This is a genomic window from Acetobacter aceti, assembly GCF_002005445.1.
GTDB lineage: Bacteria > Pseudomonadota > Alphaproteobacteria > Acetobacterales > Acetobacteraceae > Acetobacter > Acetobacter aceti_B.
In genome coordinates this window covers 2,423,997-2,438,661 of sequence record NZ_CP014692.1, presented here as the reverse complement: position 1 = coordinate 2,438,661, position 14,665 = coordinate 2,423,997, and the positions used below count along the sequence as shown (strand labels likewise).

Below are 14,665 nucleotides of genomic sequence, written 5' to 3'. Positions count from 1 at the left end.
AATGCACCTGTTTAATCAGCGCTATAAAGTAAGGAAGAATGGCGGCCCGATAGAGAGGAAACAAATTAAGAGGGGGGACGCGGTAAGGCTGCAACAAGGAAAGCTGGTAATATCCTTGGAGAAAATTGCGTGCGAAGTCGAGTTCGCGCTTGCCATCCGGTTCTGCAAGCCTTTTGGCGAACCGGGATAAAGTTTTTAACGATGGTTGTGGTGTGTCCGGTATCTGGAAGAACTCCAGACGGGCGTCCATCTGATCCGGTGACGTTTTGGGGTTGCGTCGTAGTAGGGATTCACGTCCCAGCCAGTAAAGCGCCGGAAAGTCACGTGCGAGAAATTCTTGGTCCTGCACGGCCTGATCGAACCATTGTTCGTCAGGCAGGCTGGTTCCTGTGCTTTTGAATGAACTCAGATAACCAAGCAGCTTTGGATTCGGGATAAAACGCAATTCTGATGTGGGTTTCGTGCTTTGACGGAGAATACGATATGCCGCGACCATGTCTGGTGCATGGCGATTCTCAAGACTAAAAAATTTCTTTAAACATTCAGGTGGTTTTGGAAGTGGTCCGATATTGGGCAGGTCGGTCGCCAGGCAGATTTCGAGTGGCGCGTCATCGCTGTTAAGGCTTTTGATAAATGATTGCGGAGCTATGCTCCCATAATATCTGTTGAGCGTGGCAAGCCGCTGTTCTTTCCAGGCACAATGAATGTTCCAGAAAATATGCCGATCAATCTGGTGCATCTCCGCCATCCATCTGACCAGCTGGCGTTCAAGGACACCGACTTCAGAGAGTACCATTCTTGCAAGCGCCATGTCGGCGTTTAAAAGATCGTGCTGCGTCATAAATCCGCGCATCCTTTATCTTTGTCGGCATTCAGGCGATTGCAAAAGTCTATGCCTGTCATCTGAGGCCCATCGTAAAGAGGTTTTTGAAGACGCTGTTTGCAGAAGTTTCTATTCCCGTAGACCATGTAAAGAAGATGGAATAAGAAAATTTTATTGTCCATGACCAATCACTGGTTATGAAACAGTCTTCTGTTGTGCTGGTTGATTGCTGGTCATGGAATGGAGCAAATACGCTGTCATTCTGCGCATCACGCGCGTGTTAATACTGATTGAAATAAAAAAACACGTGAGAACCATAGTCCTCGCGTGTTTCTTGTTTCCCGAAAAAGCGGTTGCTATTCCTGATCAATCGACCGCTTCGGCAGCAGGGCCGGAATGAACACCAGCGTCGCCAGAAGCGTGCAGCCCAGAGAGAGCAGCAGCAGGCGTCCCATGCTGGCGGTGCCCGGATGATGGGACAGAGCCAGAGAACCGAAGGCTGTGCCCGTTGTCAGTGCCGAGAAGAGCACGGCGCGGGCTGTGGGGGAGGCGAGGGGATACTGCACGCCCGAGCGCCAGTTCATCACGAAGTAGATGTTGAACGACACGCCTACGCCCAGCAGCAGCGGAAGTGCGATGATATTCGCAAAGTTCAGGGTCTCAGGAACCACTCTGATCAGGATCACGGTCATCAGGGCCGAGAGCAGCAGGGGAGCCAGAACGAGTCCCATATCCAGCACCTTGCGCAGTGCGAACAACAGAATGATCGCAATCATGATGATGGCGGAAATGGCGGCTGCCTTGAACGCGCCGACAATGGTTTTCGCGCTTTCGACAATATCGACTGCGGATCCTGCCATTTCAGGCGAAAGCGGACGGACTGTTTTGACAAACCTGTGCAACGCTCCGGACTGCGTCATCAGGCCGCTGGGATGAATCTCCACGAGTGCACGCCCATCCGGAAGTAGGTAATCACGCTTGATGACGTCCGGAACATCCTTGAGCGTCACTGGTTGGGCGGACAGCACATCCTTCAATGTATCGAGTTGCATCGGAAGGAAGCGGACCAGTGCGTCATTGGTCTGCATGGCCAGTGCATCAGGTGCGGTCGCAAGCCTGGCGAGCGCCGCCTGAATGCGCCGCAGCGGGTCTGTTGGCGCGAGCCCGTCCAGAATGCCGGAAAGCGCAGTGGCAACAGAAGCCGCGGACGCTTTGACCGCTGCCGCATCCGGGGCTGGCTGGACGGTCTGCACAGTCAGACCGGGGATAAGGATCTGCGCTGCATCCTGAATCAGGGCCAGCTTCGTATCCTGATCCTCGGGGACATAAGAGCCAAGCCACATGGCATCATGTATACCCGGCAGTTTTCCAGCCCTGTCGGCCATGCTTTTGGCGTCATCGAGGTTGGGTGCAAGATATTCGGCGCTGTAAGGTGATGAAACCGGGTTGCTCATCAGCAAATGCAACGTCCGCATGCCTTCGGACTTCGGGTCCTTTGTATGCAGTGGATCACCGTCGAATTTCAGGCTCGGGATCAGGATGATACCTGCAACAGCCACGACCGCGAACATGGCGAGCAACGGCTTGCGCCAGTGGCGGATGACCCGATCCACGGGTTTCATGAATGTATAGCCTGTGCGCGCATGGTCGATGGACGGACGGAAAAGGCGCAGAAGGGCGGGCAGGAGCAGAATGGTGCAGACAAACGCCACCAGCATCCCCACGCCCGCAATCAGACCGAGTTCAGCGACGCCGAGAAACGCTGTAGGGGTGAAGGCAAGAAAGCCCGCCGCTGTGGCCAGGGCCGCCACCAGAATCTGATGGCCGGTTTCTTCACCAGTCTTGAAAAGCGCTTCTTCCAGCCCGGCCTCACCTGATTGCGTTGGCTGCTGTCCACGCAGTCGTACCGAGAACTGAATGGCGAAATCGACGGCGATGCCGACAAACAGGATGGCGAAGGCCACGGAGATCAGGTTCAGCGTGCCGACAGCGACAGCCGCGAAACCGGTCGTCAGCAGAAGCCCGGTGATCAGGGTGATCACGATCGGCACGATGACGCGCCATGTGTGGACAGCCAGCGTCAGCCACACAATGACGAGCACCAGCGAACCCAGCAGACCCGCGACCATTCCATCGGCAACCGTGGCGAATTCCTCGTCACTGATCTGCACGTCGCCTGTCAGGTAGACATGGGCGTGTCCGGCTTTTACAAATTCCAGATCTTTCGCGGCAGCCCGGATGGCGTCGGATGCAGCGCCGCCCGGCTGGAACGAGCCATAATCAAGCTTTGGCTGTGTCATGACGAACTGGTAGCGACCCGCCAGATCTGTCAGGTTGCCGGCCAGAAGCTGCTGCCATGACAGAAACTCGGGGTGTCCGTTCGCGGCGGCTTCCAGACTGTTGGCGAAGCCGATCAGGGGAGCCTGAAAGCCAGCCATATTGGCCTGCCCCCGTTTGACGCCTTCCGCGATCAGCCCGAGGGAGTCAAAGAGACCACGCGCTGACGGGTCAGCCGCCAGAGCGCCGAGAAAGGGCTGGGCCGCAACCGTGTCATCCAGAACCTTGGCGAGAGCCTTCTGGTCAAGAAACATCAGCCCGTTGCGATTGAGGTAGGCATTGTCATCGGGCAGACGAATATAGTTGAAGTGCTCATGATCTCCGGACAGTTTGTCGGCCAGAGCGCGTGCTGTGGCGCGTCCTTCCTCAGGCAGGTCGGCTTCGATAACCGCGACCAGAAGATTGTCCTTCTGAGGGAACAGTTTTCCCATCATGTCGGAGCGTTTTTTCCAGGCCAGCCTGTCGGACAGCATCTTGTCCGTGTCGGTGGTCACGCCAAGGTGATTGTAGCTTATCCAGACGGATGTCGCGGCCAGCAGCATGAACAGTGCGACGACGAGAGAGGCGCGCTTGGCGCACAGGACGATAAGTCTGCCGATGAAAAGCGAGATCATGTGAGGTCTTCAGGCCCTTGCCGTTGACAGCGCAAGATTGGCCAGTCCCGATAATCCCGTGACCAGCGCAAGTTGAAGTAAAGGCTTGGTTTGGCTGAAGCGGCGGCGGGACGCAAGGGGGAGGCCGTAAAGCGCACGCTGGAGGAAAAGGACTGAAGTGCTTGATCAGGGCGCACGCAGGTCGATCCTGCCGGGAGAATGGATCATGTCTGGTACGCGGACATAGGATCGCCCGCACCCCAAACCGGACACCGACAAGGGCGCTGTTGCAGCGGTACGCAAATGGTTTGAGCAGAATGAGGTGACGCCATGAACAATATGATGGAGATAAGCGGCCATCGGGCCGTCATTCAGTTTGATCCTGAAATCGGCCTGTTTCGGGGCGAGTTCGTTGGCCTGAATGGCGGGGCTGACTTTTATGCCGACAGTGTGGAAGGTCTCCGGCAGGAAGGGGAAACATCCCTACGCGTCTTTCTGGAGATGTGTACGGAAAAAGGTATTGAGCCTGTGAAGCACTATTTCGGCAAGTTTCAGGTGCGTCTGCCGCCTGAAGCGCATGCCCGGGCCGTCGAGATGGCTGCCGCCCGCGGTGTTAGTCTGAACCGCCTTGTTCAGGATGCGCTGGAGCATGTGGCGGGCTGAAAACGTCTCTCCAAGCCTCAGGGCAGCGCTCTGAATGTCTGTCCGTAAGAGGGACAACATACAGGATGACCATTCAGGGTAATGGCGTAACTATTTTGTTTTGTAGGGAAAATACAACAAGTGGTTCCCGAAGTAGGACTCGAACCTACGACCCAGCGATTAACAGTCGCTTGCTCTACCAACTGAGCTATTCGGGACCAGTTGTTGGCGATCGTATAGCCAACCCTGAAACCGCCGTAAACCCCTTTTGCGAGGATTTTTTCATGCGGCTTTGACATTGCGGCAACCTGCGGGCAGCTAGGTTCCGGCAGGGAACGCGTCGCAGGGAAGAAGGCCTGAAAGATGGATATAAAACCCGCGAAAAAGAGCGGTATGAGCAGTCGCCGGAATATGCTTGCGGCGGCTGGGGCTGTTGCCGGAACGTGCGCGCTCGGAGGAGTGGGATGGTGGTTTAAACATCCCCAACGTGCCTTGCAGGAGCCTGACCAGCAACCCAGAAGTCTTTCCGTGTCCTGGCCTGCACCAGAGAACGACCCGGTATTCATCGTGGCTCAGAAACTGGGTTTTTTCAGTCATTACAATCTTGAGATTACAGCTCATCCCTGCATCACAGGCCATCAGGCGATCGATGCGCTTTCTCAGGGGGAAGTGGTCGGTGCTGCTGCAGCAGCACTTTCGTGGCTTCCCAGGCTGCATGGAGGAGTGCCGGCAAAACTGGTTGCGGGTCTCAGTGCGGGAACCTTCAGACTGCTGGTGCGAAAAAACATAGGGATTACAAAAATCGAGAATGTGGTCGGCAAAAAGATAGCCGTTCTGAATGAAGACTCTGCTGATCAGCGCTTCTTTTCTGTCCTCATGAGACGAAAAGGAATTAATCCGTCAGAGGTGCTCTGGCGATCTGTCTCGGAAGACAGGATTGACCAGGCTCTTGAAAGCCGGGAAGTGGACGGCGTTGTGCTGCAGGACCCGGATGGCTGGCAGCTTCTGTCGGAAAACCAGTATTTTCTGACTGAACTCGCCGGGTCGACTACAGGGAATTATGCACAGCGGGTGAGTAAGGTTTTCGGGCTTTCCAGTCGATTTCTTGCAGATGATCCGAAGGGAGGACTGGCTATTGTGCTGGCGTTGCGGGATACCTGCCGCTGGATTGAGAAACATCGAGATGAGACAGCCGAACTGCTGTCGCTTCATATTCCTGATATGAACGATGATGACGTCAAGCATATGTTGGCGCATGAACCGGCTCCGGTCCATCTGCTGGGACACTGGCTACGTGAGCAGATGGCGCAGTATGCCGATGAGCTGAAACTGATTGATCTGCTGCCGAACGAAATGGATTCAGGCGCCTTTTCGCATTCCATCTGTCAGAATGTTCTGCACGTCTGAAAAAGTGGCACGCTTTGGCTCCGGTTGACCTGGAGAGTATGAAGTCGTGCCCGTAACGCGCAGTCATGCGCATAGAGGAACAGGCCTTTGCGGGCGCGTGTCAGAATGACGAACAGGGCATTGGCCATGACGTGTCGCCTGGCTGCGTCCATATCGGCAAAGCTTCCGCGCCCGGTGAAGGCCGCGCTGTCCTCATAAAATGCAGGATCGAGAATGATTCTGTCTGTGGCTGTATCGTAGGAAACGGAAGGTCCGAGGATAACGCCGGCATAATTCAGATCGAACCCCTGCACGGTGTAGACCGAACCCACCTCGTCGATGGAGTCTGGTCGTTCAGCCCATGGCAACGGATGCGATGGCTGATTTCTGTCCCATCTGAGCCGAAAAGAGCCGGTCTGCACGAAGTGATCAGTTCCGTTCAGGGTATAGGGAAAATCATAGGTGGCCAGAATGCGTGAAAGTCCGCAGCGATGATCATATTCTCGGATATCACTGTACATGCTTTCTGCATCATCATGGATACGGAAATCGAATGCCTGCTTTTCCGGTAAGGGGAGCAGGCGGCCATCACAGAAAGCCCGGATCCAGCGCATGACGTCGGGATGGGCCTGCACACGGAACTGCTCTGTCAGACGGATCGTTTCTGTCGGGATGGGCTGCAGGAGCGTCCTGAGATGAGTGTCCTCCCAGTAACCCTTGAATTTCAGGGTCTGTCGGGGATCAAACACCATGACAACCACCCGCGCCAGCTTGAGAATTTCCTCAAGCTGATTCGATTGGCGGAAATGATTGTAGGGATCGCTGCGGGTCAGAAGAAGGTGGGCTTCATCAATGAATACAATGTCGGCATGCCCGCAGGTTTTATGCAGGCTGTTGATGAAGCTGGTTGGACGTTCGTAATCCTTCTTGCGGAGTGCCGGAATATCCGCGGCGATATTGCGGTACAGCTTGATCATCTCGGGATGATTGACGAGAAGCGTATTATGCGTCCCATGCAGCGGGAGCGTGCTGTCACGACCTCTCGCCTCTTCCTGAATTCGTGAAAAGGCTGTGTTCAGGACAAGGCTTTTTCCGGTTCCGGCATCTCCTTCCAGAATCAGGACGGCCTGCCTGTCATGACTATGTTTCTTGCAGAACCTGACAATGTCATCGACAAGATGCTTCTGCACATCTGTCAGACTGAATGTCGGAGAGAGACGCGCTACAGAGGTGGAACTGTCGTGAGAGCCGGCTGTTTTCAGGGGAGATGTCATCGATCAGTGTCCTGTGAAAGCTTCGGGCTTTGGGAAAACGGTATCTGTCCAACCCCGCAGTCGGTAAGTCACCATCCCGATCCATTCATGGGCGGCCCAATCGAGTGTGGCGAAACGATTTCCCGATACCAGAGAGTACGTATGGAGATGGTCGCGGGATACATAACCGACCGGCCAGGGAATGACTCGCCATCCCGCCTTGCGAAAGACGCCGACGGAACGGGGCATATGGCTGGCGGATGTGATCAGAATCCATGTCTCATCAGGCTTGGGCTGGACCAGCGCGAAACTGTCTGTGGCATTTTCGTGTGTCGTGCGGGAGCGGTTTTCGTAGATCACTCGCTCGTCAGGCAGGCCGAGACTTTCAAAAAGGATGCGCACCCACTTCGCTTCATTGGTGACGCCCTGTTCAATGTCACCGGACCCGCCCGTAAAGACGAGCCTGGCGTCCGGATAACGCCGGGCAAGCGCCACGAATGTGGTCAGGCGGTCGCCTGCAGCGCCTGTTACAGGGGTCTGACGATCCTCACTGGTCAGATCGTCTATCGAGCCTCCGAGAACAATGATCCCGTCGACATGCTCCGGTGGTGTTCTGACTTGTGGAAAGCGGTCTTCAATGGGTCTGACTGCCCATTGATCGACAGGGAAGATCAGGCAGATTGCAAAAACCGTTGCAGCCAGAGTGACCAGTATGCGCCCGAAAAGGAAGCGACGCAGGAGAAGTCCGATCAGAAGGATTTCGACAAGCAGGGGTGTCGGCATCATGGCCATGGTCAGAATTTTACCGATGACAAACATCTCGGGCTCCGGATCTGTGCAGACGGTCAGTATTCCGTGAAGCCATAGTCTTCAATGCTGGAGCGGACAACGAACAGTCACCCCGCAGAAGAAGAAAGACAGAGGGAACGATCTGCGTTATCATTACGGAATGATAAAGATTTCTTCCGCCGACGCCCTGCTGATTGTCGATGTCCAGAATGATTTTCTTCCGGGCGGGGCGCTTGCTGTGCCTGAAGGCGACGCTGTGATTGCTGTGATCAATCAGTTGATGAGACTGCCTTTCGGTGAGATTGTCACAACGCAGGACTGGCATCCCGCCGCGCATTGTTCTTTCAGGGAACAGGGCGGTCCATGGCCGCGGCACTGTGTCGCCGATACGTCCGGCGCGGCATTGGCAGAGACGCTGGATTGCGCGGCTGTCAGTCTGGAGTTGCGCAAGGGGCAGTCGTTGTCCGTGGACAGCTACTCCGCGTTTCTGGAAAATGATGGCGTGACGCGCACGATCCTGAAGGACTGGCTGCATGAGCGGAAGATCGCGCGCGTTTTTGTAACAGGGCTGGCGCTGGATTACTGCGTGACGGCCACTGCCATCGATGCGCAGGACGATGGATTTGAGAGTGTGATCGTTCTGGACGCGTGCCGGGGTATCGCGCCATTGGAAGACGCTGTGAGTAAAGCAGAAAACGCTGGAATTTTGTTGGTCAGATCCTCTGACCTGTCTTGACCGATGCAACGGTCTCAATAAACCTGTCAAAACGTTCTCGAAACGAGGTGAGGACCTTTGTGACGTCACAGGGTGTCTCTGGATAAAGAAAGGTCCTCAGTGACGCGCACGTTCCCCGTTCTCCATAAAAACGCGCTGATTCTGCCCGAACGACGCGGGTTTCTGAAAGGGGCTGGCGCACTGGCGGCTGGTGGTCTGCTCAGTCCATTGGCAGCACATGCCGCAACGCCGGCCCTCTCCCTGCTTCCAGTGAAAGAAGAGGATGCTCTGGTCGCTTTCGGGCATACAGGGCCAATCACCGATGGAGGCTGGGATACGGCGCACGACATGGGCGTTCAGGCTGTCAGAAAAGCTTTCCCCAGACTGCGTACAGTCTATGTCGAAAGCGTGCCCTATTCCGCCGATGCAACCCGCATTTTCCGTCAGTTCGTGGCGGAAGGCGCGAACATGGTCCTTGGAACGTCGAACTATGGCGACTTCATCAAGGATGTGGCTGACCGGGCTCCGGAAGTGGCGTTTCTGGAATGTGATGGTACATCCGTCACCAGCAATCTCGGCTGGTATTACGTCACACACTGGTATCCAAGTTACGTGATCGGGATTGCGGCGGGTCTCATGACCAAAACGAACAGGCTTGGATATGTCGGGACATTTCCGATCCCGTCGGTGTTCGCCAGTGCAAACGCAACGCTTCTTGGCGCGCAGTCGGTCAATCCGGCCTGCATGATGCAGGCTGTGTCAACGAACTCATGGTTCGACCCGCAGGCTGCGACACAGGCCGCCACGGCTCTGGCTGACAGCGGCTGTGACTTCCTCTGTGGCATTACGGACGAACCGGCCTATCTGCGTGTTGCCGAAAGTCGTGGTCTGAAAGCTGCGATGTGGAATCTCGACATGCGCCGTTTCGGTCCCAATGCGTATGTCAGTTCCGTGATGCTCGATTTTGCTCCGTTCTATATCGAGCAGGTTCGCGCAAGGCTGAACGGCACATGGAAAGCCGCCGGTAACTTTCTCACCATGGCGCATGGTGTGGATCGTGACATATGGGGGCAGACGGTTCCTGAAAATGTAAGAACGCAGGCGGATGCGATGCGTGATCGGATACTCGCCGGATATTCACCTTTTCAGGGACCGATCCGCGACAATAACGGCGCCATCCGTATTCCGGCGGGCACGACCATGAACGACATGGCGATCTATCAGTGGGACTGGGGTGTGCAGGGGATGACAGGTCTTGGCTGATCCCGTGACACAAAGTGGCGGTACGCCACCGGTTCTGCAACTGCTTGGCGTGTCCAAATACTTTCCGGGCGTGATCGCCAACGAGGATGTGAATCTGGACGTGCGTCCGGGAGAAATTCTCGGGCTTCTGGGTGAAAACGGAGCGGGAAAATCGACGCTGATGAATGTCGTGACCGGCATCTATCAGGCTGATGCGGGCGAGATCATTCTTGACGGCTATGGCGCGGAATTTGCGACACCGCAGGACGCCATCAGGGCGGGGATCGGCATGGTCCACCAGCATTTCAAGCTGGTTCCGGCCTTCACTGTGGCGGAAAACATCCATCTCGGCTGGAGCGAGACGCCAAAACGCACTTCCCGCGCCGTACTGGAAGCGCGGACACGCGAACTGTCGGAGCATTTCGGTTTTCCGGTCGATCCCGCCGCCCGTGTGGAGACACTCTCAGCCGGAGAACAGCAGCGTGTGGAAATCCTGCGCGTTCTCTCCCGTCAGGCGCGCCTGCTCATCCTTGATGAACCGACAGCCGTTCTGACACCGCAGGAAACGCGCGAACTGTTCACGGCGCTGCGTGCCTTCCGTGCAAAAGGTAACGCCGTCATCATCATCAGTCACAAACTCGATGAGGTGATGGAGATCACCGACCGGGTAACGGTCCTGCGAGCCGGTCGGAATGTGGGCACGTGGGCGACGGCTGACTGCTCGGCAAACATGCTGGCCGCGTCCATGGTGGGGCATGACATCCAGCGACAGGATCTGCACGCCCGCTCGGGCGATGCTGTCCCCGTCAGCACTGCTCCGATGATCAGTCTGCGCGATGTGACGGTCCGCAATGACCAGAATGTCGTCACGCTTTCCGATGTGACGCTCGATATCTTCGGCGGCGAGATTTTTGGCGTGGCGGGTGTTGCCGGAAATGGCCAGCGTGAACTGACAGAGATTCTGACAGGGTTGATCACACCTTCGGCGGGAACGGTTCTGCTGGACGGACAGGCCGCACCGTCCGGAGCGGCGGGCTTCGCCAAAGCCGGTGTCGGGCATATCCCGCAGGATCGCCTGAACAGCGCGCTGGCGCCGTCTCTCGGGATCACCGACAATATGGCTGTGCGGGAATATGATCGTGCGCCGATTGGCGGCGGTGTGCTGTACCGCGCAGCCGAAGCCCATGCGCTTGCGGAGACGATTGCCGAAGTGGCGGACGTAACCACTCCCGACTTTTCCATGCCTGTGCGTAATCTTTCCGGAGGGAACCAGCAACGCCTTGTCGCGCGCAGGGAGATGCGTATCGCGCGACGACTGCTGGTGGCGGCGTATCCCAGCCGTGGTCTCGATATTGGCGCGATTGCCTCCATGCATCGTTATTTCGCCAGTCTGCGCGATGAAGGCGTGGCGGTCGTGATCGTCTCGGAAGATCTGGGTGAACTGCTCAGCCTGTCCGACAGGATCGGCGTCCTGTGTGGTGGCCGGATGATGGCCGTGCTCGATTCCGCGACTGCCGACAGCGAGGAAATCGGTCTGCTTATGGGTGGGCGCACCAGCGGCGCTTCGGTCCAGACGGAGGCGCTGACATGAGCCGTTTTCAACGATTCCCGACCGCTCCGGCCCGCAGGATTCTGGTCTGTCGGGCCATCGCGATTCTGGTTTCGGCGACCGTGGTCAGCCTGTTGCTGGCGATGTCCGGGCGGAATGTCGGGGAACTGGCGCGTCTGGTTCTGACCTCCACTATCGGTTCGCGCTTCGGGCTGGAAGACCTTGCACTGTTCATGACGCCGCTGCTGCTGACCGGCAGCGCGGTGACAGTGACCCGCCGCATGGGATTGTGGAACATCGGCGCGGAAGGGCAGTTCTATCTGGGTGCTGTGGGCGCGGCCGGCGTGGGACTGTTTGTTCATGGGCCTGCGGTGCTGATTCTGCCCCTGATGGCGCTCGCGGCGATGCTGTGCGGCATGGTCTGGATTCTCCTGCCCGCGCTGGCCCGTGCCTTCGCTGATGTGAACGAGATCATCACCACGCTGCTTCTGAACTTCGTGGCGAGTCTGCTGGTCTACTGGCTGGCGACCGGCCCCTGGCGCGATCGCGTGACCGATGCGCTGGTTTCAACACAGCGCCTGCCTGTGAGTATCCCGGATTTATGGGGCGTTGTGCATTGGGGCTTTCCCCTGACGCTTCTGATCGTGGGTGGTCTTGCTGGGATCATGTCCTTCACCCGATGGGGCTATGAGGTGCGAATCAGCGGGGCCAGCGCGGGTATGGCCCGGTACGCCGGCATGCCCGTCAGCCTCAGGATCATTTCGGCCATGCTTTTGTCCGGCGCGCTGGCGGCGCTGGCTGGTATGTTTGAAGTCGCCGGAACGGTTCATCGCCTGCAGGGCGGCATGGCGGATAATTTCGGTTATCTCGGAATCGTGGTGGCTGTATTGGCGCGCGGCTCCTGTCTCGCAGTGATCCCGGCGGCCCTTCTTATGGCGCTGATTCTTGATGTGGGAATCGTGCTCCAGACCCAGCAGGTCGCAGCGACGGTCGTGCTGGCCATCACCGGACTGGTCCTGCTGCTCGTGGCGATCGCCGATGAGTGCGCGCATTACCGTGCGGTAGCGCCGGCAGCCACACGCACAGCGAGGAGCACATCATGATCGAGATGCTGACGGCTCTTCTGACAACCGCCGTCCTGTCGGGCGGTGTTCTGGCCATCGCGTCTGTGGGCGAAGTCATGGCCGAACGCGTGGGAGTGAGCAATCTGGGTGTGGAAGGGCTGGTTTCAGTCGGAGCGGCTACTGCTGCTCTGACCGCGATCTCGACCGGCAATCCCTGGCTCGCCCTGCTGGCGGCGTCCGCTGCCGGAGCGCTGGGAGGCATGACATTCGCCAGCGCCGCCGTCTTTGTGCAGGCCAGTCAGGTTCTCTGCGGACTGGCGATAACTTTCCTCGGGGTTGGTCTGTCCGCCGTGATCGGCCATTCGGTGGCAGGCATGCCGGTTCCTGTAACGTTTGCGCCCGTGTCGATTCCCGTCCTGTCGGCGCTGCCGATCATTGGCCCTGCGTTTTTCGCCCAGAATCTGCTGATCGTTCCGGCCTATTTTCTGGTGCCTGCGTTTTGTCACTGGCTGCTGTTTCACACGCGTCACGGGCTGAATATGCGCGCCGTGGGTGAAAATCCTGCTGCTGCGGACGCGGCGGGCATCCCGGTCAAAGCCATTCGCTTCTGGTATGTCACGCTGGGCGCAGCGCTGGCGGGTGCGGCGGGAGCATATCTCAGCCTGGCGGTCATTCCGAGCTGGTCGGAAGGCATGGTTGCGGGGCGTGGCTGGATCGCGCTCGCTCTGGTCATTTTTGCCGGTTTCAGGCCGTTCAATGCGGCGGCCGGAGGACTTCTGTTCGGTCTCATCAGCGCCATAGGGTTTCTGGGGCAGGCGAGGGGGTGGCCTATCGCCGCGCCGGTCCTGAACATGCTGCCTTATCTGGGAACATTGGCTTTCATCATGCTGCCTGCTGTGTTCAGACGGAAAGGCCGTCGTGGCGGGCAGGCTCCAGCGGCGCTGGGACTGCCTTATTTCCGGAGTGTTCGGTGAAGCTACGGTTTAAATCATAAAGAAGTTTTTGGTGAAGCTTTTTCCAAAAAGCTTCAGAGACGGTCGCCTTTTTGAAAAAAAGGCGACACCCAAAAACTTTCGTTTGCTGTGATCTATAAAACAGTGCGAACCATCCCCAACGAGAAGTTGAGGAAGCCGCTCTCTGCCGGAACGATCATGTCGCTATGAGAGACGGGGGTGTTCCCATCGGCGGGTTCCCGTGCTTGCTTGCGATCCGGTAACAGGTTCAGGGATGAAACCATGGTTCAGGGCGACTCTTCCTCAATGCTACGGGTAGGGCTTGTAGGATGCGGACATTTCGGACGATTTCACGCCCTGAAATCAGCCGCGGCGCCACGGGAAACGCTGGTGGGGCTGTTCGATCCGGATCAGACGAAGGCTGAAGCGCTGGCGAAAGAAGCTGGCACGAAGGCGTTTGACGATCTCGACGAACTGCTGTCTCAGGTCGAAGCCGTGATCATCGCAGCACCGGCTGAGCTACATTTCACTCTGGCCGCGCAGGCGCTTCGGGCGGGGAAGCATGTGCTGGTCGAAAAGCCGATGGCTGCGACTCTGGTGGAAGCAGACGAACTGGTCACGCTGGCGAACAATGCCGGGAAAGTGCTTCAGGTCGGCCACCTGCTCCGCTACTCGGCGGAATACGAGGCCATCACGGCGCGAATCAGGCGTCCTCTCTATATAGAGGCGACCCGTATTGCGCCCTTCAAGCCGCGCGGCACTGATGTATCGGTGATTCTTGATCTGATGATTCATGATCTCGATCTGATTCTCGCGATTGTCGACAGTCCGATCGCGCAGGTTGATGCGATCGGCGCGGCAGTCAGTTCCGAGCATGAAGACATCGCCAACGCCCGGGTGCGATTCGAGAACGGGTGTGTGGCCACCATCACGGCCAGCCGCATTTCCCTCAAGACCGAGCGCAAGATGAGGCTGTTTTCTGCGGAAGGCTACCTGTCCGCTGATTTCGGCAAGCGTGAACTGGTGATGATCGGACGTGAGAAGGGCATGCCGCTGCCGGGGACCGGAGGATTCCGGCGGGAGGCGGCGTCGTGGAAGGAGCACGATTCTCTCGAAGCCGAGCATCGGGCCTTCGCGGCTTCCTGCCTGGATGGCGTTCCTGTGAAGGTGGACGCTCAGGCTGGACGTCGCGCACTGGAAGCGGCGCTGGCTGTGGGCGACGATATCGCAGAATCGCGCCAGAGAATGGAGCTGTCGGGCCTGATCGGCGGCCAAGTTTCCTGATGGTGGCAGGACGGAAACGGGTTTGCCGCGGAGTT

At 57.5% G+C, this 14,665-nt stretch carries 11 protein-coding genes, 1 tRNA gene and 1 pseudogene; 9 read left to right on the top strand and 4 right to left on the bottom strand.

The window, feature by feature from the left end; all coding sequences use genetic code 11:
* Positions 1-1,179: 1,179 nt before the first annotated feature.
* The gene (locus A0U92_RS10970) at positions 1,180-3,774 is read right to left on the bottom strand and encodes an MMPL family transporter (RefSeq protein ID WP_077813256.1); all 2,595 of its coding nucleotides are present in this window, start codon (positions 3,772-3,774) and stop codon (positions 1,180-1,182) included.
* Positions 3,775-4,003: 229 nt separating this feature from the next.
* Between A0U92_RS10970 and A0U92_RS18515 the strand changes: the two are divergent.
* A pseudogene (locus A0U92_RS18515) lies at positions 4,004-4,087 on the top strand (type II toxin-antitoxin system HicA family toxin); the annotation flags it as partial.
* Entirely contained in the window at positions 4,084-4,416 is a 333-nt protein-coding gene (locus A0U92_RS10960; protein ID WP_077813255.1) for a type II toxin-antitoxin system HicB family antitoxin, read from the top strand. The pseudogene A0U92_RS18515 and the gene A0U92_RS10960, both read left to right, overlap by 4 nt.
* A gap of 121 nt (positions 4,417-4,537) precedes the next feature.
* Here the strand turns inward: A0U92_RS10960 and A0U92_RS10955 are convergent.
* Positions 4,538-4,613 (bottom strand) — tRNA-Asn (locus tag A0U92_RS10955).
* Between the two features lie 145 nt (positions 4,614-4,758).
* On the opposite strand from A0U92_RS10955, the gene A0U92_RS10950 reads away from it, so the two are divergent.
* Positions 4,759-5,802: an ABC transporter substrate-binding protein gene (locus A0U92_RS10950; RefSeq protein ID WP_077813254.1), complete on the top strand. Its 1,044-nt coding sequence runs from the start codon at positions 4,759-4,761 to the stop codon at positions 5,800-5,802.
* On the opposite strand, the gene A0U92_RS10945 is transcribed toward A0U92_RS10950, so the two are convergent.
* Positions 5,781-7,055 carry a DUF2075 domain-containing protein gene (locus A0U92_RS10945; protein ID WP_077813253.1) on the bottom strand — a complete coding sequence of 425 codons (1,275 nt, stop codon included), beginning with the start codon at positions 7,053-7,055 and terminating at the stop codon, positions 5,781-5,783. The genes A0U92_RS10950 and A0U92_RS10945 overlap by 22 nt on opposite strands.
* 3 nt (positions 7,056-7,058) lie before the next feature.
* Positions 7,059-7,853 carry a YdcF family protein gene (locus A0U92_RS10940; RefSeq protein WP_077813252.1) on the bottom strand — a complete coding sequence of 265 codons (795 nt, stop codon included), beginning with the start codon at positions 7,851-7,853 and terminating at the stop codon, positions 7,059-7,061.
* 130 nt (positions 7,854-7,983) lie between these two features.
* On the opposite strand from A0U92_RS10940, the gene A0U92_RS10935 reads away from it, so the two are divergent.
* From A0U92_RS10935 to A0U92_RS10910, 6 genes are all read left to right on the top strand, one after another.
* On the top strand, positions 7,984-8,559 hold the full coding sequence (locus tag A0U92_RS10935; RefSeq protein ID WP_077813251.1) for a nicotinamidase: 576 nt from the start codon (positions 7,984-7,986) through the stop codon (positions 8,557-8,559).
* 99 nt (positions 8,560-8,658) lie between these two features.
* Positions 8,659-9,801: a BMP family ABC transporter substrate-binding protein gene (locus A0U92_RS10930; RefSeq protein ID WP_077814392.1), complete on the top strand. Its 1,143-nt coding sequence runs from the start codon at positions 8,659-8,661 to the stop codon at positions 9,799-9,801.
* Positions 9,794-11,371: an ABC transporter ATP-binding protein gene (locus tag A0U92_RS10925; RefSeq protein ID WP_077813250.1), complete on the top strand. Its 1,578-nt coding sequence runs from the start codon at positions 9,794-9,796 to the stop codon at positions 11,369-11,371. The genes A0U92_RS10930 and A0U92_RS10925 overlap by 8 nt, the downstream gene beginning before the upstream one ends.
* Positions 11,368-12,432, top strand: a complete 1,065-nt coding sequence (locus tag A0U92_RS10920) for an ABC transporter permease (RefSeq protein ID WP_077813249.1) — start codon at positions 11,368-11,370, stop codon at positions 12,430-12,432. The genes A0U92_RS10925 and A0U92_RS10920 overlap by 4 nt, the downstream gene beginning before the upstream one ends.
* Entirely contained in the window at positions 12,429-13,367 is a 939-nt protein-coding gene (locus tag A0U92_RS10915; RefSeq protein WP_077813248.1) for an ABC transporter permease, read from the top strand. The genes A0U92_RS10920 and A0U92_RS10915 overlap by 4 nt, the downstream gene beginning before the upstream one ends.
* Before the next feature lie 261 nt (positions 13,368-13,628).
* Entirely contained in the window at positions 13,629-14,630 is a 1,002-nt protein-coding gene (locus A0U92_RS10910; protein WP_077813247.1) for a Gfo/Idh/MocA family protein, read from the top strand.
* Positions 14,631-14,665 lie beyond the last annotated feature (35 nt).